The organism is Pseudoxanthomonas sp. PXM02 (genome assembly GCF_014851805.1).
Classification (GTDB): Bacteria; Pseudomonadota; Gammaproteobacteria; order Xanthomonadales; family Xanthomonadaceae; genus Pseudoxanthomonas_A.
This window is the reverse complement of record NZ_JACVAK010000001.1, coordinates 990,226-1,010,151: the sequence shown is the minus strand read 5'-3', so window position 1 is coordinate 1,010,151 and position 19,926 is coordinate 990,226. Positions and strand designations below refer to the sequence as shown.

Sequence of the window (19,926 nt, the reverse complement as noted above, 5' to 3'; positions counted from 1 at the left end):
GCAGAACGATGATCAGGACGGGATGGACATGATGGATCCACGTGCGCCGCGCTACCGCTGGGCCTGGGCGACTCTGGTAAGTGCGCAGGTGATGCTGTTGATTGTCGGTGGGATCGCACTCGCCCTGTGGTGGTGGCCCGAGCCGCACAGCGACTGGGCTTATTACTGGCAGGCGGCAGGGCGACCGGAGGCCTACGTGCGTGGCGGACTGGGGCTGTGGTTGCTCGCGCTACCCAAGGTCCTCGGTCTTTCACCGGTGGCGGCATCGTTGGCGATCAACGTCCCCTCGGCCTTGTGGCTGCTGTTCCTTGCCTATCGACTGGACGATGGACGCTGGAAGATCCTCGCCCAGCTGGTCGCGTTGTACCTGCTGCTGATCACGCCTTTTGCGGGCATCGTGCAACTCGATCTGGTGGCCGCTGCCGCACTCGGTACGGCGTTCTGGCTGCTGGCGGATGACAGACTCAGGATGGCATCCCGCTGGCGCTCGGGCTTTGCCGTGGCCTGTATCGTGTTCGCTGTGTCGACCAAGCCGCAGTACGCGCTCGTGCTTTGGGCGCTGCTGGTGTTGACGCTTCCGGTTGCATGGCTGCTGCGCCGGTCCTTGTCGTCCGGCTTCCAGCGCGTGCTACTGGCGCTCCTGGTGGGGTCCGTGCTCGGCTTCGCAGTGGACATGGCAATGCGCGTGTCCAGCGGCAAGACGGAGCAGATCCGCACCAGTTCCGCGGTCACGCTCTATGGCGGTCTGCTGGTGTCGAGCGACCAGCGGTCCCAAGGGTGCGGCTACTGGTCCGTCGAAGCGGCGCAGGCGGCGAAGGATGATCTGCACAAGCCGTTGTCGGAAGCCGTGATTGATCGCCTGCGGGCGAAGCCGGCCAGTCACTGGGTGTCGGTGGTGCGCTGCAAGGCGCCGGAGATCCTGAGTCCGCCACCGTATGCGCTGTACTGGCTGATCGAATCGCCCAATGTCCGGGCGGCCATCGATGCGCGTCCGGACCATGAGCAGATCAATGCCACCTACCAACAGGCGCTTCGCGCGGAACGCAAGGTGTACGGCTGGGCACGCGCGCTGATCATCCTGGCGAGCGTCTGGACGGCCCTCGTGCTGTTGAGGAGGCGGAATCCGCTGGGCGCGCTGCCGTTGCTGTGGCTGGTGGGATTCTGGAGCGTGCACGTGGTGTTCGAGGTGCAGGGACGATACTTCCTGGGTCTCTTCGTGCTTGCGCCCCTGTTGTGCGCAGCGGTCGCGCGATTGGCCGAGCGGCCTGCGACATCCGGTGGGGGCGGATCGCAAGCGTTTTGACGTGCCGTGCGACCAAGGTAGGAAGGTCGCCGCCAGGACAGAGGACTATGCTCCTTCCAGTCGCTGCATCTGGGAGGATCGCATGGCATACGAAGACGTCTACCGGCGCTCTGTCGAGCAGCCCGAAGCCTTCTGGGGTGAAGAGGCGAAGGCGATCCACTGGCACGTGCCGCCGCAGCAGGTGCTGGACTACGCGAATCCGCCGTTCCGCCGCTGGTTCGTCGGCGGGCAGACCAACCTCTGCTATAACGCGATCGACCGCCATCTCGCCGAGCGTGGCGACCAGTTGGCGCTGGTGGCGGTGTCCACCGAAACCGACGTCACCCGCGAGCTGACCTACCGCGAGCTGTATCGCGAAGTGAATGCGTTCGCGGCGGTGCTTAAGAAGCTCGACGTGGGCCGCGGTGATCGCGTCGTCATCTACATGCCCAACATGGCGGAAGCCGTGTTCGCCATGCTCGCTTGCGCGCGCATCGGCGCGGTGCACTCGGTGGTGTTCGGCGGCTTCGCCGCGCACAACCTGGCGCTGCGCATCGACGACGCGCAGCCCAAGCTGCTGATCGCCGCCGATGCCGGCAGCCGCGGCGGCAAGGTCATTCCTTACAAGCCGCTGGTCGACGAAGCCTGCGCGAAGGCGCTCACGCCGCCGCCGAAGGTGCTGATCGTCTCGCGCGGACTCGACCCTGCCGAGCCCAGGATCGCTACCCGCGACGAGGACTACGCCTCGCTGCGTGCCGAGGTGGGCGATGCCGAGGTGCCGGTGGAATGGCTGGAGTCGAACGAACCCAGCTACCTCCTCTACACCTCCGGCACCACCGGCAAACCCAAGGGCGTGCAGCGTGATGTCGGCGGCTATGCCGTCGCGATGGCGCTGTCGATGCGCACCGTGTTCGATGTCGGGCCGGGGCAGGTGATGTTCTCCACGTCCGACGTCGGCTGGGCGGTCGGCCATTCGTACAACGTGTACGGGCCGCTGATCGTCGGTGCCACGTCGGTGCTGTACGAGGGGCTGCCGACCAACCCGGATGCCGGCATCTGGTGGGCGCTGTGCGAGCAGTACGGCGTGCGCACGATGTTCTCGTCGCCGACCGCGGTGCGCGTGTTGAAGAAGCACGACATCGACTTCATCAAGCGCCACGACCTGTCCGAACTGAAGTATCTGTTCCTGGCCGGCGAGCCACTGGACGAACCCACCGCGCACTGGATCACCGATACGATCGGCAAGCCCGTCATCGACAACTACTGGCAGACCGAGACCGGTTGGCCGGCGCTGACGCTGCTGCCGGGCCTGGACATGAAGCCGGTGCGCTTCGGCTCGCCCGGTTTCCCGAACCTCGGTTACCGGATGAAGGTGATCGACGAAGCCTCGGGCGAGGAAGTCGGTCCCGGCAAGAAAGGCGTGCTGGTGATGCAGCCGCCGTTGCCGCCGGGGTGCATGACCACCATCTGGAACGACGATGCGCGCTTCCTGTCCAGCTACTTCAGCCACTTCAGGGAACTGCTGTACAGCTCGCTGGACTGGGCGATCCGCGACGAGGATGGCTACACCTTCATCCTCGGCCGTACCGACGACGTCATCAACGTCGCCGGCCATCGCCTAGGCACGCGCGAGATCGAAGAGTCCGTCTCCGGCTTCGCCGCGGTCGCCGAAGCGGCCGTGATCGGCGTGGCCGACGAACTGAAGGGGCAGGTGCCGGTGGTGTTCGCCACGCTGCGCCAGGCCACCGACGAGCCGCACGAACGCGTGCGCGCCGCCGATGGCATGCGCCGCACGGTCGAACAGAGCCTAGGCGCGGTGGCGCGGCCGGCGCGCGTCTACATCGTCAATGCATTGCCGAAGACGCGCTCCGGCAAGCTGCTGCGGCGTTCGCTGCAGGCGCTGGCGCAGGGCGCGGATCCCGGCGATCTTTCCACGCTGGACGATCCCAACGCGCTGGAGGAAGTGAAGCGCGCGCTGCTGCGCGGCCCCGAGGTCGGCAGCTGAAACTCAGGATCCCGGCGGAGAGGGCGCTGCCGGATCCACGTTGCCATCCAGCGTCCACACCACGTCGCGGCCCTGCGGGTCGCGGCTGAGCACGAAACGCGCCGACGCGCCCGGGGTGAGCGGGGCCGGCGCGCGCGTGTCTTCGCTGTCATCGTCATTGGCTTCAATGACGGTGCGTTCGCCCGCGTGTCCGGCGATCGGCACGATGAACAGCCCGCGTGCGTCGATGCTCCGGCGCACCTTCTTCGTGCCCAGGTCGCCGACGTCGGCAATCGCGCCGTCGGTCTCGGCCAGCGGATTGCGGAAGTTGACCAGCAGGTCGGCGCGTGTGGGCGGATGGCCGGGCACGGCCAGGGTGCCGCCGCGCAGCATCAGGTCCGGCCAGACGTCGCCATTCTCCGGCAGGTCACGATAAAGCGCCGGCGACACGCCGGCATGGCTGCCAGTCGCAATGCTGTCCAGTGCGGCCACCATGCCGAGGAAGTAGAGCTTGCGCAGGCGCTGCTTCTGCACATCGCCTTCGATGCCGCCGGCCTCGATCAGCACCGTGCTGGCGCCCCATTGCGTGGTCAGGTCGCCGAACGCGCGCGGATCGAACTCTTCGTCCCAGCGTGCGATGTGGCCGGCAAGATACGGCTCCAGCGCGGTGCGGATGACGCCCGCCACTTCGATGGCGCGGGTGCGCACCTCGTTGACGTCGGCGGCGTGGTTGTACGGTGGCGACAGCAGCGCGATAGCGGTGCCGCGGTCGGAGTCGCCGGCGCGGTAACCGACGCGCTGGTCGTGCAGGTTGAAGCCGTATTTCGGCTTTACCTGGTCGAACAATGCCTTCAGCGTGCGCGCCTCGGGCGTGGCCAGCATCCGTGCATCGCGGTTGAGGTCGATGCCTTGCGCGTTGCGGCGCTGGAAGCGCGCAGCGCCGTCAGGGTTCACGATCGGGAAAAAGTGCAGCGTGGTGTTCGCCTGCAACTGTTTCACCAGCGGATGGTCGGCATGTTCGCCCAGGAAGCGGAACAGGTCGGCCAGTGCCATCGTCGCGGTGCTTTCGTCGCCATGCATCTGCGACCACAGCAGCACGGAGGTTTTTCCCGTGCCCCAGCGTACATGGCGCAGCGGACGGTCTTCGACACTGCGGCCGATTTCTTCGGTGCGGAAACCACGCTGCTTTTCCAGCAGCGGCGTGGCGACCGACCACCAATGTTCGGCAGTGAAGCTGCGGTCTTCCAGCCCGGCCACGCGCAGCTGCGTGTCGTAGAGCGCATCCAGACCGGGCAGCCATGCCGGCGGCGGAGGAACGGGTGTGGCGGAGGATGCCGCGGTCGCGGTCTCCGGCATGTGGGTGTTCCGGGCGATGGTGGTGGGGGTCATCATCGTCAGCAGCAGGCACAGGGTGAGGGCAGGGCGCATTGCAGCAGTCGCGGAGAGCGGACATCCGCAGGGTCCCTGCATGCGCCGGCGATGTCAAACCCGACGGTGCGCGCGGTTCACACCGTGCGGCGTCAATTCGGTGCTGCGGGCGGCGTGACGCCCGTGTAACTCGCGCGCGGACGGATCAGGCGACCCTGCGCCTGCTGTTCCAGCGCGTGCGCCAGCCAGCCGGCAAGACGGCCTGCGGCAAACATCACCAGCGCTGGCGTCGCCGGCAGCCGGTTGAGATGGCAGATCGCGGCGAGCATGAAGTCGATGTTCGGGCGCAGGCCGCTGATGTCTTCCGTGGCGGCGATGAGGGTTTCCAGCGCGGCCATCTCGCGCATGCCGGCATGGCGCAGGCGGGCGCGCGCGAGTAGTTCAGCGCCTCGCGGATCACCATGCGGATACAGCGCATGGCCGAAGCCGGGCAGGTCGTCACCGCGTTGCCAACGCTGTGCGATGAACGCGCGCGGAGATCGTGCTTGCTGCGCGTCGGCAATCAATGCGTACGCACGCGCCGTTGCGCCGCCATGGCGAGGGCCGGACAGGGCGGCGAGACCGCTGCACACGGTCGCGTGCAGATGCGCCCCGGTGGACGCCACCACGCGCGCGGCGAACGCGGACACGTTGAGCTCATGGTCGGCGCAGACGATCAGCGCGGCCCGCACGAGTTCGGCAAAGCCTTCGTCGTCGGGATGCCAGGCCTCCGCCAGCACGCGATGCACCGGTGCGTCGGACGGCGGCCGGGCGACGAGCAGGGCGGCGTTGTGGCGCAGCAGCCCGGCGGCGATCTCGTGGCGCACGCGCGGCGCGGAGCTGAAGGAGTGGCGCACGTCCAGGGCGAGCAGTGGAATGGCCGCCATCGCGCGCTCCAGCGGCGGCAGGGCGGCATCGGAGGCGAGCGGCGCCACGACGGCCGGCCATTGCGTCAGGGCGGGCGCCGCGAAGGGATCGTCCTCGCCGCCGTCCCACAGCTGCCGCGCCACGTCTTCCAGCGTGGCGCCTTCCTGCACCATCGCGATCGCCGAGCGACCGCGGTAGTACGGGCCGTCCGGACGGATCAGCGAGATGCGCGTCTCCAGAACCGGCAGGCCGCGATCGAGGCTCTGCGCGGCACCACGGGCGGCGCCACGGCCCACTTGCTTGCGCTGGGCCAGCCGTTCCACGTCCTGCAGCAGGTACAGGCGGCTGCGGTGGTCCTTGCCCGGGCGCGATTCCAGCAGGCCGCGGCTGACGTAGGCGTACAGCGTGGCCTGACTGATGCCGAGCAGGCGGCAGGTCTCGCGGGCGGTCAGCAGATCGGTGGCAGCGGCCATGTGGAAATATTGATTCGTTCGATCAAGATTGATCAACCCTGCGGATGGTGACAGATTTGCGGCCCGAGGAGGGGCGTACCCTTCACGCACCTCCGGTCCGGCCCCGATGGCCGGCCCCGAACACGAGGAGTTCCCGTCGCATGAGCATCCCGTCCGCAGGCAGCCGTTTCCGTGCCGCGCTCGCCGCTGAATCGCCGCTGCAGGTGATCGGCGCCATCAACGCCAACCATGCCCTGCTGGCCAGGCGCGCCGGCTACAAGGCCATCTACCTGTCCGGCGGCGGTGTCGCCGCCGGCTCGCTGGGCCTGCCCGACCTGGGCATCAACACGCTGGAAGACGTGTTGATCGATGTCCGCCGCATCACCGATGTCTGCGACCTGCCGCTGATGGTCGACATCGACACCGGCTTCGGTCCCAGTGCGTTCAACATCGAGCGTACGGTGAAGTCGCTGATCAAAGCCGGCGCCGCTGCGTGCCACATCGAAGACCAGGTCGGCGCCAAGCGCTGCGGCCATCGCCCGGGCAAGGAGATCGTTTCTGCCGGTGAAATGACCGACCGCGTGAAGGCGGCCGCCGATGCCAAGACCGATCCGGACTTCTTCCTGATCGCGCGTACCGATGCCATCCAGGTCGAAGGCGTCGATGCCGCCATCGAGCGCGCCATTGCCTGCGTCGAGGCCGGTGCCGACGGCATCTTCGCCGAGGCCGCCTACGACCTGCCCACCTACCAGCGCTTCGTCGAGGCGGTGAAGGTGCCGGTGCTGGCCAACATCACCGAGTTCGGCAAGACGCCGCTGTTCACCCGCGACGAATTGGCCTCGGTCGGCGTGGCGATCCAGCTGTATCCGCTGTCGGCGTTCCGCGCCATGAACAAGGCCGCCGAGAACGTCTACGAGGCGATCCGCCGCGACGGCCACCAAAAGAACGTCGTGGACACGATGCAGACGCGCGAAGAACTGTACGACCGCATTGGTTACCACGCCTTCGAGCAGAAGCTCGATGCCCTGTTTTCCGCAAAGAAGTAAGTAGGGAGTCCACCATGAGCGAAACCACGCCTGTCCCCGGCTTCAAGCCGAAGAAATCCGTCGCGCTGTCGGGCACCGCCGCCGGCAACACCGCGCTGTGCACCGTCGGCCGCACCGGCAACGACCTGCACTACCGCGGCTACGACATCCTCGACCTGGCCACGACCAGCGAGTTCGAAGAAGTCGCCTACCTGCTAGTGCACGGCAAGCTGCCCAACCGGGCCGAGCTGGCCGGCTACAAGGCCAAGCTGAAGTCGCTGCGCGGCATCCCGGCCGCGGTGAAGGCCGCGCTGGAAGAACTGCCGCCGTCGGCGCACCCGATGGACGTGATGCGCACCGGCGTGTCCGTGCTCGGCTGCGTGTCGCCCGAGAAGGACGACCACAACCATCCCGGCGCGCGCGACATCGCCGACAAGCTGATGGCGTCGCTGGGTTCCATGCTGCTGTACTGGTACCACTGGAGCCACAACGGCCGCGCCATCGACGTCGAGACCGACGACGACTCCATCGGCGGCCACTTCCTGCATCTGCTGCATGGCGAGAAGCCGAAGGACAGCTGGGTGCGTGCGATGCACACCTCGCTGATCCTGTACGCCGAACACGAGTTCAACGCCTCGACGTTCACCTGCCGCGTCATCGCCGGCACCGGCAGCGACATGCATTCGGCCATTGCCGGCGGCATCGGTGCGCTGCGGGGTCCCAAGCACGGCGGTGCCAACGAAGTCGCGTTCGAAGTACAGAAGCGCTACGAAACGCCGGACGAAGCGGAAGCCGACATCAAGGCGCGCGTGGAGCGCAAGGAAGTGGTGATCGGCTTCGGCCATCCGGTCTATACCGTTGGCGACCCGCGCAACGATGTGATCAAGGCGGTGGCGAAGGACCTGTCGGCCGAGCAGTCGAACATGAAGATGTACGACATCGCCGAGCGTCTGGAATCGGTGATGTGGGACATCAAGAAGATGTTCCCGAACCTGGACTGGTTCAGCGCGGTCAGCTACCACATGATGGGCGTGCCGACGGCGATGTTCACCCCGCTGTTCGTGATCGCACGCACCAGCGGCTGGAGCGCGCACGTCATCGAGCAGCGCATCGACGGCAAGATCATCCGCCCGAGCGCGAACTACACTGGTCCGGAAGACCTGGCCTTCGTGCCGATCGACCAGCGCTGAGCCGGTCCGGCAGGCGCCCGCGGGGCCGCTTCGACGAAGGTCGGGCGGCCCCGTGTCGTTTGTGTGACCCGTGTGGCAGCCCGGGAGGGGCCTGGCGCGGTACTACTGGCGGTCGCTAGGGGGTGTGCGTCGCGACCGTCGGGAGGGGCCCGTCGCGCGATGCCGGGGGACGCCATGCAGACCATGTGGTGCAAGACCGAGGCCGGACGCAACGAGATCCAGCAGCGCACGCGCAAGTTGCCGGCGGTGCTGCGCTCCATCCTGTTGCTGGTGGACGGGCAGCGCAACGACGACGAACTGCGCACGATGATGAGCGGGCTGCATGCGCCCGAGGATGCCTTGCAGCAGTTGGCGGCCGAAGGCCTGATCGAGCGCCGCTCGGGTGCGGCGTGGGTGCTGGCCGCAGTGTCGGCACCGAAACCTGGCGACACCGTGCAACCGTCCATCACGACGCCGGCCGACCGCTACAACCTGCTGTACGCGCGCATCACCGATGACATCCGGTCGTACATCGGATTGAAGGGTTACTTCCTGCAGCTGAAGGTCGAACGTTGCGCCGACGCAGACGAACTGGTGGCGTTGTTGCCTGACGTGGCCACCGCGCTGACGAAGGCGCGCGACCACACCTTCGCCACCCGCTGGTTGGAGGAAGTGCGCGCGTCGGTGGCCTGACGCGCGCGCATCACAATCAGCTCAGGCCTTCGGCCTTCAAGGCGGCCTGCACGCCGGCATCGGCATCCATGCGTTGCGTGAACGCGGCGATGTTCGGCAGGCCGGAGAGATCCACGCCGGTGCGCGCGGCCCAGCGCAGCGTGATGTAGAAATACGGATCAGCGAAGCTGCGGAAGCCCGCCAGCCATTCGCGGCCTTCCAGCTGCTTTTCCGCGCTTTCGAACAGGCCGCGCAGGCGCTTGCGCGCGGCATCTTTCACCGCGTCGAACTGCGTTTCGTCGCCGATGAAACGCGCCGGCCCGAACAGCGGGTGGAACGCCGGGTGCAGGTCGGAGTTGACGAACGACAGCCACTTCGCTGCCAGCGCGCGCTGCTGCGGAGAACCGTCACCTGCCAGGTGCGCCTGCGGATAGGTATCGGCGATGTAGCCCATGATCGCGGCGTTCTGCGTCAGTACGAAGTCGCCATCGACGATGGCCGGCACCGCGCCGGTGGGATTGATCGCGAGGTAGGCGGGTTCCTTCATCTCCGTCGCCGTCATCACCTGCACCTCGAACGGCTGGCCCGTCCACTGCAGCGCGATGTGGTCGGCGGTCGAGCAGGCGCCCGGCTTGGTGTAGAGCTTCATGCGATGTCCCCGTGGAAAAAAGAAAGGCCCGCGATTATCGCGGGCCTTCAATGGTTGCAGCGTGATGCGGGGTGCAACGGACCGTCGCACCGTCGCGGCTTGCCGTCTTACGAGCGCGGCTTGAGCTTCTGCACGCGCAGGAACGTGTGGTCGCCGATGGTGGCCACGTGGTACGCGTTGCGCCAGCTCGGGCTGGCGATCTGGTGCGCCATGAAGTGGCTCGCGCCCGGCACGATCTCCTTGCGCTGGCCGGGCGGCAGGGCCCAGTTGCGCTCGGCATTCAGGGCGACGCTGACCGACTTGGCCCAGGCGTCCGGGTTCTTCAGGCGGGTGTTCGGACCGACGATGGTCGGGGCGAACTGCTTGCGGGCGGTGACCACGGAGCAGACGGAGTCGCCCCACAGGCCGCTGTCGCGGCGGCGCAGGGCCACCTCGGCGACGGCCTGCTGGCCGCGAAGGGTCTGGTCGCGGGCTTCCAGGTAAACGGTCGTGCTGAGGCAAAGCGAATCGGCGGCCGGCTGCGGCAACATCTGCGACAGCCATAGGATCCAGGCCAGTTTCATAGGAACTCCTTGCTCCGTCTTTCCCGCACCCCTGCCTCTCCCGTCACGATGGGAGCGGCAAACCTGGGACATGCGGCAGGGCGTCATGGGGAGGCAGCCTTCACACGGGCTGCCCGGGGACCGGCAAGGCCGGACCAAGAGGGGTCCGAGCGCCGGGCTCAGCCCGCCTGAACTGGGCGGCGGGCCGGAAAGTCGGCGCAAGGTAGGGGGGGCAGTCCCAACTCGGCCTGAACGGGCCGGCTTGACGCGAAGGGTGCCCGTCTGGCTGGAAACTGTGAGGGGCGTCGCAGCCGCGGCCCGTCCAGGACCCGGCGAAGCCCCCTCCGGATACGGTGTTTACAGCCCGGCGGCGAGCCGGCTGCCCTGGTCGATCGCGCGCTTGGCGTCCAGTTCCGCCGCCACGTCGGCGCCGCCGATCAGGTGCGGCGTCTTGCCGGCCGCGACCAGGTCCGCCTGTAGTTCGCGCCGCGGTTCCTGGCCGGCGCAGACCACCACGTGGTCCACCGGCAGCAGCTGTTCGGCGCCGTCCACCTTGATGCGCAGGCCGGTGTCGTCCACGCCCAGGTACTCCACGCCGCCCAGCATCTGGACCTGTTTGGCCTTCAGTGTGGCGCGGTGCACCCAGCCGCTGGTCTTGCCCAGGCGGGCGCCGGGCTTGCCGGCACTGCGCTGCAGCAGCCAGACCTCGCGCACCGGCGGTTCCGGCTGCGGCTTCACTAGGCTGCCGCGGGCTTCGAAGGTCGGGTCCACGCCCCATTCGGCCATCCAGCGCTTCGGATCCAGCGAAGGCGAGTGGCCCTCGTGGGTCAGGTACTCGGCCACGTCGAAGCCGATGCCGCCCGCACCGATCAGCGCCGCGCGGGCGCCCACCGTGACGCGTCCGGACAGCACGTCCACATAGCTGACGACCTTGGCGTGCTCGGCGCCGGGGAACGCGACCTTGCGCGGGGTGATGCCGGTGGCCAGCACGACCTCGTCGAAGCCGGCCAGGTCGGCGGCGGTCACCGGCGTGGACAGTTTCACGTCGACGCGCGTTTCCTCCAGCCGGTGGCGGAAGTAGCGCAGCGTTTCGTGGAACTCTTCCTTGCCCGGAATCCGCTTGGCGTAGTAGAACTGGCCGCCGATCTCGTCCGCCGCATCGAACAGCGTCACCCGGTGGCCGCGCTCGGCGGCGACCGTGGCGCAGGCCAGGCCCGCCGGACCGGCACCGACGACCGCGACCGTCTTCGGCGCGAACGTCTTCTTATAGGTGAGGTCGGTTTCGTGGCAGGCGCGCGGGTTGACCAGGCAGCTGGCGAGCTTGTTCTCGAACACGTGGTCCAGGCAGGCCTGGTTGCAGGCGATGCAGGTGTTGATCGCCTGTGGCGTGCCGGCGCGGGCCTTGGCCGCCCACTGCGGATCGGCCAGCAGCGGGCGCGCCAGCGACACCATGTCAGCCTTGCCGGCGGCAAGGATGCCCTCGGCCACGTCCGGCATGTTGATGCGGTTGGTCGCCACCAGCGGCACGCGCACGTGCGGTTTCAGCTTGGCGGTGACGTCCACGAAGGCCGCACGCGGCACCGAGGTCACGATGGTCGGCACGCGCGCCTCGTGCCAGCCGATGCCGGAGTTGATGATCGTGGCGCCGGCCGCTTCCACGGCCTTGGCCTGCGCAACGATCTCCTCCCACTGGTTGCCGTCCTCGACCAGGTCCAGCAGCGACAGGCGGTAGATGATGATGAAGTCCGGACCGACCGCCTCGCGCACGCGGCGGACGATCTCCACCGCGAAGCGCATGCGCTTCTCCGGCGTACCGCCCCAGGCGTCGTTGCGCTTGTTGGTGCGCGGGGCGGTGAACTCGTTGATGAAGTATCCCTCCGAGCCCATGATCTCGACGCCGTCGTAGCCGGCGTCGCGGGCGAGCTTCGCCGCATTGGCGTAAGCATTGATCTGGCGTTCGACGCCGCGGGCCGACAGCGCGCGCGGGGTGAACGGGTTGATCGGCGCCTTCAGCTTCGACGGCGCCACCGTCAGCGGGTGGTAGCCGTAACGACCGGCATGCAGCAGTTGGGCGCAGATCTTCGCGCCATGTTCGTGCACGGCCTTGGTCACGAATTTGTGCGGGCGGGCTTCCCACGGCCACGACAGCTTGCCGCCGAACGGCTTCAGCCAGCCCACCAGGTTGGGCGAGAAGCCGCCGGTGACGATCAGGCCCACGCCGCCGGCCGCGCGCTCGGCGAAGTAGGCCGCCAGTTGCGGGAAATCCCTCGCCCGGTCCTCCAGCCCCGTGTGCATCGACCCCATCAGCACGCGGTTGCGCACCGTGGTGAAGCCCAGGTCCAGCGGGGTGAACAGGTGCGGGTAGGCGGGAGAGTCGGTGGCGGCGGCGGTCGACGTCATGCGGGCTTTGGATACGCGTGCGTATGGAAGGAGCGAACGATGCCGCGCCCGGGCGTCCGGCGCAAGCGGCATCCGCGGCGCGAAGCAGGGCACAGACCCGGTCGCCTTGCAAGAGTTGTCCGGCGCCAGCGGCTCGGGGACCATGGGGGCACCCAGGTTCCCGGCCTTTCATGGATACCGCCTCACCGCCCCTGCACGACTATCTGCGCGCCGGCTTCGCCGCCGCCGACCTGCCGGACCTCCACCCCCTGCTCAACGCCCGCGACCTGTTACGGGCCTTCTCGACGCTGTTCCACGGCGGCGAGGAGAGCGTCATGGTGCGCCTGCTGGTCCTGCGCACGCTTGGCGAACGCGGCGAGGCGCCGGACTGGTCGCCGCAGGAACTGCGCGACCAGTTCGCCTACCTGGACCCGGTCAAGTTCGACACCGTGCTCGGCCGCCTGCGCGAGAACGGCCTGCTGCTGTGGGACGCCGCCAGCCAACGCTACCGCATCAGTCCGGTCGGCCGTCAGGCGCTGGCCTCGATCGGCCTGCTGCTGCAGTTCCAGCGCGAGGGCGACGAACTGGCCTACGTCACCGCACAGCTCGCCGCCGGGCAGGCCGTCGGGCGGGTCAAGGCGGACGACCTGCAGCACCTGCTGTCGCGGTTGAATGAACTGCGCGAGGACTTCGACCAGGCCGTGCTCAGCGGCTCGGAACACCGTATCCAGCGCGCCGCCGACACGCTGCAGTCGGTCTGGCAGTGGGTGGAGAAGGGCACCGAGCTGATCCGCGACATCGCTGCCGATGGTGAACTCGATACCGCCACGCACCGCGTCGCCCAGCAGATCGGTCGCGCGCAGAGCGCGCTGCTGCGGCAGGCGTCGGTGTTCCAGCGCGCGCTGAACCAGCTGGACCGCCACCGCGTGCACCTCGGCGCGAGCGGGCTGTCGTCGTCCGACGTCAACCGCTACCTGCGCGTGCTCGATACCGCCGCGCTCACCGCGCTCGCCGACGACGTGCTCTCGCGCATGCCGCAACCGGCGTTCGCGCTGGGGCCGATCGCGCTGGACGTCGCCGAGTACGAACTGGTCGAACGCGAACGCGCCGCCCAGGACGACGCCTCGCTCCCGCCTTCGCAGGCCGCGCCCACGGAAACGCAGGCGCCGGTCGTGCAGAACGACTACGGCCACGCCGAGCAATGGTTCGACCAGCTCGCCGCGCTCGACACCGAAGCACCGCTGTCGGACTGGGTGCCGCAGGACGGCTTCGCGGTCAGCGCCTACCGCCTGTCGCTGCTGGGCCTGATCGGCGACGCCGGCGCGGAGAACCGCAACGGCGTGGCGGCCTCGCTGGCGCAACTGCCGATGCAGTGGCATGTCGATGCCGAATTCGAATCCGTCCAGCGCGCCGGCGTGGCCTACATGAGCCGCGGCCGCCTGCTGCCGCAGACCCCTGAGACGCAGGCCACGCCTGCGCCTTCCCGCAAGAAGAAAGCCCGTACCGCATGAATGATCCCATCGCTTCCCTGATCGCGCGGCTGTTGGCCGAGCGCTGGCTGCCGCGCGACGACCGCGCCGTGCGCCAGGTGCTCGTCGACGCCGAATTGCGCGACGACCTCGACCGCCGCCTTGCTGCCGCCGGCCTGCGCCTGCTCGAACATCCTTACGCCGCCCACGTCGCCGTCGGCATCGCGCGCGCGCAGGAGAGCGAGGTGTTCGGCCACGGCGATGCGTGGGCGGCCAGCAACCTGTCGCTGGGCCGCGACACCATCGCGCTGCTCGTCGTGCTGTGGGCCCTGCTGGTGCTGCCCAAGCGCCAGCGGCAGATCGCACGTCAGGAGGGCGATCGCCAGCATGAGCAGGAGCAGATGTTCGCCGAGCTGAAGCCGGTGCCGGTCGGGTCCGAACTGATCGAACCGATCAACGAGCGCACGCTGCTGGCCGACTTCGCCGACAAGCTGGGCGGCAAGGGTCGTTTGCAGATGAACCTCGGCACGCTGCAGCGGCACGGTTTCATCGTGCGCCGTCGTGAGCGCATCCAAGAGGGGCCGTTGCTCGATCTGGCCTTCGACTACGAACGCATCGCCAGCCGGGTAATGGACGGCGCGCTGGCGTACGTGATCGAAGAAGCGCGTGCCTCGCAGGCGAATGCACCCGCATTGCCCGCAGACGACAACACGGACGAAGTGAACGAGGAGCAGGCCGATGTTTGAGTTCCGCAGCCTGGAAGTCGTGCACTGGGACTATTGGCAGCGCTATACGCTGCCGCTGGACGCGTCGGTCATCACCGTCGTCGGGCCGAACGGGTCCGGCAAGACGACGCTGCTCGATGCGTTGCGCACGCTGCTCGCCATCGACGACCGCGACATGGCGCGCGACTACAAGACCTACCTGCGCCACAACGGCAAGCCGTACGCCTGGCTGCGCGCGGTGGTCAGCAATCCGGTCGACCGCCGCGGCAAGCGCGCATTCTTCCCGCACATGGACGAGCAGGTGACCATCGCCTGCCGCATCCGCAAGCGCGGCGGCGACTGGTCGCGCGACTACCAGATCGTCGCCGGTGACGTGCCGGTCGAAACGCTGGATCAGGGTGGTGACTGGCTGGGCGTGCGCGATTACCGCGTGCGGCTGGCGGGCGCCGGTCTGAGCCGCGCCATCTGCCGCGTGCTGACGCTGGAACAGGGCGCCACCGACAAGCTGTGCCAGCTGTCGCCGCGTGAACTGCTGCAGCTGGTGTTCGATGTGTTCGAAGACAAGGCGGTGCTGGACGACTATCAGCGCGCCCGCAGCGAGCAGTTCGACGTGGAGAAGGAAATCGGCCAGCTGCAGCAGGGCCTGGCCGAGCTGCACGTGAAGCTGGAATCCGCACGCGCCGACGTACGCTCGTTCGAGGACGGCCTGTCGCTACGCTCGCAGCGCAACCGCCTGCAGACCGAGATCGCGCCGAAGGTCGAGCTCGCCGATCTGCGCGCCACCGTCGAAGGCGCGCGTCCGCGTCTCACGGGCCTGCGCCGCGCGCTGCGCGAGCGGGAACGCGCGCACGCCAATCTGCTCGCGCAGGAAGTCGCCGCGCAGCTGCAGCGCGATCGCGCCGGCTCCGATCTGGTCGACACGCGCGCGCAGCTCAAGCAGGCCGAAGCCGCCTTTACCCAGGCACGCGACCATGCACGCGATGCCGAGTCGCTGGTGCGCCGCCACGACGAGCTGGCGAAGCTGCAGGCCGAACGTGGCGGCGCCGATGTCGACGCTCTGAGCCGCGAACTGGAGGACGGTCGCCGTCGCCAGGCCGAACTGAAGCTGGAGGCCGAACGCGACCGCCAGCGCACCGGCGAGATCGTCGCGCAGGTTGCGGCCCTCAGCGGCGGCGGTCGGGTGGTCGAACCGTTCGAGCGCGACTTCCGCGTCGCGCTGGACCGGCAGGGCATTCCGCATCGCGTGCTGACCGAACTGGTCGATGTCGTCGACCCCGAATGGGCGACCGCCGTCGAGGCCGTCCTGGCGCCGTACCGCCATCTGGTGCTGCTGGAACATCCGAAGGACGCGCGCGAGGCCTGGCGTCTCGGTGAGCAGCTGCAGTACCGGCACTTCGTCGTGGCGGATCGCGCGCCGGTCGAGAAGGCGACGAAGGGCTCACTGCTCGAGGTCGTGCGCTTCTCCGACGATCCGCCTGCGTGGCTGCCACGCCATCTGGACCGCATCCAGCGCGTGGCCGACGTCGAGGCGGGTCATCGCTTGTCGAAGGGACAGGATTGGATCACCGCCAAGGGCTATCTGCGCGAGCAGCGTGGTGGCCGCCATATCGGCGGTGGCGCGCATCACTTCGGTGCCGGTGCGCGCCAGGCGCATCTGGCATCGCTGCGGTCGGAGCAGGCGATGCTGCAGGACCGTGCGCAGGTGCGCGAAGACGCCCTGGCAACCCTGCGCCGGCAGCTCGATAGCGCGCAGTCGCGCCTGCTCGGCCTGGATGCCGGGCAGGAACTGGTTACGCGCGCCGCCGAGTTCGCCGATGCCGCCGAGCGACTGCCGGCACTCGCGGATGCCGCCGCCGAGGCGGCCGCTGCACTGGCAGAGGCGCGCCAGCGGCTCGACGGGCTGGAGGCGCTCGACAAGGCCGAAGGCATTGCCACCGCCAGCCGCGCGGGCGAGATCAAGGCGCTCGCCGGCGAGCTGAAGGAGCGTGGCCAGCAGATCGGCCAGGAACGCCTGACACTGGCGCAGCGCATCGTCGACTTCCGTCGCCGTCGCGCACAGATGCCGGCTGCATGGCGCAGCGCTGCAGTGCTCCGTGCCGCACGCGAGGAATACGAAAGCGCAAGCGCGGTGCGCCGCGAACTCGAACGCATCGATGAGCGCATCGCGCGTGGCGGTTATGTCGAGGACGAGGGCTGCGTCGCGTTGCGCGACAAGTTCGGCGCCGACCACGCGGGTCTGGAAGCGGCCATCGGCAAGCGCGAAACGCACCTGCATCGTGCCCGCCGCCTGACCGAGGAGGCGCGCGGCGCCTATATCAACGTGCTGCGCGCCACCGTGCGCCGCTACAAGCGCAACCTGGCGGCGCTAGGCGACCTCGCCGGCATCGGCGTCGACGCGGAGCTGCCCGAGCTGGTCAACGAGGACACGGCGCTGGCGCAGGCCGGCCTGACCGTGCGCTTCGACTTTGACCGCAAGGGCTGGATCGGCCTCGACGACGGCGAAGCCTCGGGTGGCCAGCAGGTGATGAAATCGCTGCTGCTGTTGGTGGCGTTGCTGCGCGACGAGGAGCAGCCGGGCGGATTCGTCTTCATCGACGAACCGTTCGCGCACCTGGACGTCGCCAACATCGAGAAAGTCGGCCGCTTCCTGCGCTCGACCGATGCGCAGTACATCCTGACCACGCCGATCACGCACAACGTCAACGTGTTCGAGCCGTCCGACCTGGTGCTGGCCACCAGCAAGCGCCGCGCTGCGAGCACGTGGGCTGAACCGGTCGCCGTACTGAAACGCGACCGCACCGGAGACGCCGCGGCCGCGTGAGAAGCGCCATCCTGTGGGAGCGACGTAAGTCGCGATGGAGTCGTCAGGAGATGAAGATGTCTCCGGCGTCCAGTCGCGACTCACGCCGCTCCCACAGTTCTTTTTTCCTTTACCAGCCGGCAAGTACCAGCTTGCCGATGGTGGTGCCGGATTCCAGCCGGCGATGCGCTTCGCGCAGGTTCGCGGCATTGATCGGCGACAGTGTGTCGGACAGCGTGCCGCGCAGCGTGCCGGCGTCAATCAGGTCGGCCACGCGATCCAGGATCGCACCCTGCTCACCCATGTCGGCAGTACGGAAGCGCGGGCGGGCGAACATCATTTCCCAGTGAATGCCGATGCTCTTGGCCTTGTAGGGATCGCCGATGCGCAACTCGCCGCGCGGTTCGACGATCAGGCCGACATGGCCCAGCGGCGCGAGCAGCTCGCCGAGTTCGGTCCAGTAGCGGTCGGTGTCGGCGAGATTCAGCGCCGCATCGATCGTGTCGAAGCCCAGCGCCTTCAGCTGCGGACCGAGCGGTTCGCGATGATTGATGACGTGGTCGGCGCCCATCCTCTTGCACCAGTCGATGGTGTCCTGGCGCGACGCGGTCGCGATGACAGTGAAGCCGGCGCGCTTGGCCAGCTGGATCGCGATCGAGCCGACGCCACCGGCACCGGCGATCACCAGCAGCGACTTGCCATTCCCGCCGCCGTCGATGGCGTACGGCATGCGGTCGAACAACAGTTCCCACGCGGTGATCGTGGTCAGCGGCAGCGCGGCAGCCTGCGCGAAATCCAGCGACGCCGGCTTGCGGCCGGCGATGCGTTCGTCGACCAGTTGGAACTGCGCATTGCTGCCGGGACGGGTGATGTCGCCGGCGTAGTACACGGTATCGCCGGGCTTGAAGCGGGTGACGGCATCGCCGACGGCTTCGACCACACCAGCGGCATCGTAGCCCAGCACCTTCGGCTGCGCTTCGACCTGCGGTTTCGGCGAACGGACTTTCGTGTCGACCGGATTCACCGACACGGCTTCCACGCGCACGAGGATGTCGTGGCCGGTAGCGGTGGGCGTGTCCAGTTCGACATCGGCCAGCGACTGCGGATCGTCGATGGGCAGGTAACGGGTGAGGGCGACGGCTTTCATGGTGGATCCTCGTGGGGGAGTCGGGAGGCGTGCCGCGATGATGCGGCGTGCGCAGGAAAGAGGCGATGCGACGAAGGGCGGATCAGGCGCAGTCCGCTTCGGGAACCAGCGGGAAACGCTGGCGACGCTCCAGGGCGAGAGCCCATACCGCAACGGCGAAGGCGGACGCCGGTACCAGCGCAGCGACCCACGGCAGTGCCGACAGGCCCAAGCCTTGCGAGATGACCACGCCGCCCAGCCAGGCGCCCAGCGCATTGCCGAGATTGAAAGCGCCGATGTTCAGGCTCGATGCCAAGCTCTGCGCGTCGCTGGCCTTCTGCAGCACCCACAGCTGCAGCGGCGAGACGGTGGCGAACGCGGCAGCGCCGAGCAGGCCGGTGAAGGCGATCATTGCCCACTGACTCTGCAGCACGAAGGTCATTGCGCCCATCACCAGCGCCAGCAGTGCCAGCGTGCCGAGCAGGGCCGGCGCCAGGCGACGGTCGGCGAAGCGGCCACCCAACAGGTTGCCGATGATCATGCCGACGCCGAATACCAGCAGGATCGGCGAGACGGCCGCATCGCTGAAACCGGTGACCTGCGTCAGCAGCGGCTGGATGTAGGTGTAGACGGTGAACATGCCGCCGAAGCCGAGCACGGTCATCAGCAAGCCCAGCAGCACCTGCGGACGGGTGACCACGCGCAATTCGTCGCGGAACGACAGCGGCGCCGGTGCGCTGCGGTCGGCCGGCACCAACGTCGCGATGATGATCGTGGCCAGCACGCCGATGGCGGTCACCGCCCAGAACGTCGCACGCCAGCCGAACTCCAGACCCAGCCATGCCCCCGCCGGCACGCCGAGCAGCGTCGCCACGGTCAGGCCGGTGAACATGATGGAGATGGCCGAGGCCTTGCGGTCTTCGCTGACCATGCCGGTGGCGACCACCGCGCCGACGCCGAAGAAGGTGCCGTGCGCCAGTGAGGTCACCACGCGCGCCGCCATCAGCAGTTCGTAGTTCGGCGCCAAGGCGCAGGCCAGGTTGCCCAGCGTAAAGACGACCATCAGCGCCACCAGCACCGCCTTGCGGGGCATGCGGCTGGTCGCGGCAGTCAGCAGCGGCGCACCGACGAACACGCCGAGCGCGTAGCCGGAGATCAGCAGACCGGCGGCCGCGATGGAAACGTGCAGATCGGCGGCGACCTGCATCAGCAGGCCCATGATGACGAACTCGGTGGTGCCGATGCCGAAGGCGCCGGCGGTCAGGGCGTAAAGCCCCAGCGGCATCCGGGAAGAGGGGGAGACGGGCGACATGGGAGAGGGTGGGGTGGGAAAGAAGGCGTGCAGCGTGCCCCTTCCCTCGCAGATGAAAAACCGAGA

General features: G+C 68.3%; 15 protein-coding genes. 8 read left to right on the top strand and 7 right to left on the bottom strand.

Annotated elements, in window-relative coordinates; genetic code table 11:
* Positions 1 to 28: 28 nt before the first annotated feature.
* Positions 29 to 1,303, top strand: coding sequence for a hypothetical protein (locus tag IB225_RS04830; protein ID WP_192310099.1), 1,275 nt, complete (start codon positions 29 to 31; stop codon positions 1,301 to 1,303).
* Between the two features lie 82 nt (positions 1,304 to 1,385).
* Positions 1,386 to 3,287 (top strand): propionate--CoA ligase, encoded by a 1,902-nt coding sequence (gene prpE / locus IB225_RS04825; protein WP_192310098.1) that lies wholly within the window; start codon positions 1,386 to 1,388, stop codon positions 3,285 to 3,287.
* Between the two features lie 3 nt (positions 3,288 to 3,290).
* Here prpE and IB225_RS04820 read toward each other — a convergent pair whose 3' ends face one another.
* Both IB225_RS04820 and IB225_RS04815 read right to left on the bottom strand, forming a co-directional pair.
* Entirely contained in the window at positions 3,291 to 4,694 is a 1,404-nt protein-coding gene (locus tag IB225_RS04820; RefSeq protein ID WP_192310097.1) for a M14 family zinc carboxypeptidase, read from the bottom strand.
* A 92-nt stretch (positions 4,695 to 4,786) separates the two neighbouring features.
* Positions 4,787 to 6,013 carry a citrate synthase family protein gene (locus IB225_RS04815; RefSeq protein ID WP_192310096.1) on the bottom strand — a complete coding sequence of 409 codons (1,227 nt, stop codon included), beginning with the start codon at positions 6,011 to 6,013 and terminating at the stop codon, positions 4,787 to 4,789.
* A 140-nt stretch (positions 6,014 to 6,153) separates the two neighbouring features.
* Between IB225_RS04815 and prpB the strand changes: the two genes are divergently transcribed.
* The 3 genes from prpB (at position 6,154) to IB225_RS04800 (ending at position 8,879) form a co-directional block, all read left to right on the top strand.
* Positions 6,154 to 7,038: a methylisocitrate lyase gene (gene prpB / locus IB225_RS04810; protein WP_192310095.1), complete on the top strand. Its 885-nt coding sequence runs from the start codon at positions 6,154 to 6,156 to the stop codon at positions 7,036 to 7,038.
* A gap of 14 nt (positions 7,039 to 7,052) precedes the next feature.
* Positions 7,053 to 8,207 (top strand): 2-methylcitrate synthase, encoded by a 1,155-nt coding sequence (prpC, locus tag IB225_RS04805; protein WP_192310094.1) that lies wholly within the window; start codon positions 7,053 to 7,055, stop codon positions 8,205 to 8,207.
* A gap of 174 nt (positions 8,208 to 8,381) precedes the next feature.
* Positions 8,382 to 8,879, top strand: a complete 498-nt coding sequence (locus IB225_RS04800; protein ID WP_192310093.1) for a hypothetical protein — start codon at positions 8,382 to 8,384, stop codon at positions 8,877 to 8,879.
* A gap of 16 nt (positions 8,880 to 8,895) precedes the next feature.
* On the opposite strand, the gene IB225_RS04795 is transcribed toward IB225_RS04800, so the two are convergent.
* The 3 genes from IB225_RS04795 to IB225_RS04785 form a co-directional block, all read right to left on the bottom strand.
* A complete protein-coding gene (locus tag IB225_RS04795; RefSeq protein ID WP_192310092.1) occupies positions 8,896 to 9,507 on the bottom strand; it encodes a glutathione S-transferase N-terminal domain-containing protein in 612 nt (203 codons plus the stop codon).
* 107 nt (positions 9,508 to 9,614) lie between these two features.
* Positions 9,615 to 10,070, bottom strand: coding sequence for a cell wall hydrolase (locus IB225_RS04790; RefSeq protein WP_093296426.1), 456 nt, complete (start codon positions 10,068 to 10,070; stop codon positions 9,615 to 9,617).
* A 336-nt stretch (positions 10,071 to 10,406) separates the two neighbouring features.
* Positions 10,407 to 12,449, bottom strand: coding sequence for an NADPH-dependent 2,4-dienoyl-CoA reductase (locus tag IB225_RS04785; RefSeq protein ID WP_192310091.1), 2,043 nt, complete (start codon positions 12,447 to 12,449; stop codon positions 10,407 to 10,409).
* Positions 12,450 to 12,619: 170 nt separating this feature from the next.
* On the opposite strand from IB225_RS04785, the gene IB225_RS04780 reads away from it, so the two are divergent.
* The 3 genes from IB225_RS04780 to IB225_RS04770 are packed head-to-tail and all read left to right on the top strand — an operon-like array spanning position 12,620 to position 17,443.
* Entirely contained in the window at positions 12,620 to 13,939 is a 1,320-nt protein-coding gene (locus IB225_RS04780; protein ID WP_192310090.1) for a hypothetical protein, read from the top strand.
* On the top strand, positions 13,936 to 14,643 hold the full coding sequence (locus tag IB225_RS04775) for a hypothetical protein (RefSeq protein WP_192310089.1): 708 nt from the start codon (positions 13,936 to 13,938) through the stop codon (positions 14,641 to 14,643). The genes IB225_RS04780 and IB225_RS04775 overlap by 4 nt, the downstream gene beginning before the upstream one ends.
* Positions 14,636 to 17,443 (top strand): ATP-binding protein, encoded by a 2,808-nt coding sequence (locus tag IB225_RS04770; protein ID WP_192310088.1) that lies wholly within the window; start codon positions 14,636 to 14,638, stop codon positions 17,441 to 17,443. The genes IB225_RS04775 and IB225_RS04770 overlap by 8 nt, the downstream gene beginning before the upstream one ends.
* Positions 17,444 to 17,552: 109 nt before the next feature.
* Here the strand turns inward: IB225_RS04770 and IB225_RS04765 are convergent, their stop codons facing one another.
* Both IB225_RS04765 and IB225_RS04760 read right to left on the bottom strand, forming a co-directional pair.
* The gene (locus tag IB225_RS04765) at positions 17,553 to 18,569 is read right to left on the bottom strand and encodes a zinc-binding alcohol dehydrogenase family protein (RefSeq protein WP_192310087.1); all 1,017 of its coding nucleotides are present in this window, start codon (positions 18,567 to 18,569) and stop codon (positions 17,553 to 17,555) included.
* An 82-nt stretch (positions 18,570 to 18,651) separates the two neighbouring features.
* Positions 18,652 to 19,860, bottom strand: coding sequence for an MFS transporter (locus IB225_RS04760; RefSeq protein ID WP_225583273.1), 1,209 nt, complete (start codon positions 19,858 to 19,860; stop codon positions 18,652 to 18,654).
* Positions 19,861 to 19,926 lie beyond the last annotated feature (66 nt).

Excerpts from the sequence above, each read along its gene's own strand:
- IB225_RS04830 (WP_192310099.1), top strand. The coding sequence starts at position 29 with ATGATGGATCCACGTGCGCCGCGCTACCGCTGGGCCTGGGCGACTCTG.
- prpE (WP_192310098.1), top strand. The coding sequence starts at position 1,386 with ATGGCATACGAAGACGTCTACCGGCGCTCTGTCGAGCAGCCCGAAGCC.
- IB225_RS04820 (WP_192310097.1), bottom strand. The coding sequence starts at position 4,694 with ATGCGCCCTGCCCTCACCCTGTGCCTGCTGCTGACGATGATGACCCCC.
- IB225_RS04815 (WP_192310096.1), bottom strand. The coding sequence starts at position 6,013 with ATGGCCGCTGCCACCGATCTGCTGACCGCCCGCGAGACCTGCCGCCTG.
- prpB (WP_192310095.1), top strand. The coding sequence starts at position 6,154 with ATGAGCATCCCGTCCGCAGGCAGCCGTTTCCGTGCCGCGCTCGCCGCT.
- prpC (WP_192310094.1), top strand. The coding sequence starts at position 7,053 with ATGAGCGAAACCACGCCTGTCCCCGGCTTCAAGCCGAAGAAATCCGTC.
- IB225_RS04800 (WP_192310093.1), top strand. The coding sequence starts at position 8,382 with ATGCAGACCATGTGGTGCAAGACCGAGGCCGGACGCAACGAGATCCAG.
- IB225_RS04795 (WP_192310092.1), bottom strand. The coding sequence starts at position 9,507 with ATGAAGCTCTACACCAAGCCGGGCGCCTGCTCGACCGCCGACCACATC.
- IB225_RS04790 (WP_093296426.1), bottom strand. The coding sequence starts at position 10,070 with ATGAAACTGGCCTGGATCCTATGGCTGTCGCAGATGTTGCCGCAGCCG.
- IB225_RS04785 (WP_192310091.1), bottom strand. The coding sequence starts at position 12,449 with ATGACGTCGACCGCCGCCGCCACCGACTCTCCCGCCTACCCGCACCTG.
- IB225_RS04780 (WP_192310090.1), top strand. The coding sequence starts at position 12,620 with ATGGATACCGCCTCACCGCCCCTGCACGACTATCTGCGCGCCGGCTTC.
- IB225_RS04775 (WP_192310089.1), top strand. The coding sequence starts at position 13,936 with ATGAATGATCCCATCGCTTCCCTGATCGCGCGGCTGTTGGCCGAGCGC.
- IB225_RS04770 (WP_192310088.1), top strand. The coding sequence starts at position 14,636 with ATGTTTGAGTTCCGCAGCCTGGAAGTCGTGCACTGGGACTATTGGCAG.
- IB225_RS04765 (WP_192310087.1), bottom strand. The coding sequence starts at position 18,569 with ATGAAAGCCGTCGCCCTCACCCGTTACCTGCCCATCGACGATCCGCAG.
- IB225_RS04760 (WP_225583273.1), bottom strand. The coding sequence starts at position 19,860 with ATGTCGCCCGTCTCCCCCTCTTCCCGGATGCCGCTGGGGCTTTACGCC.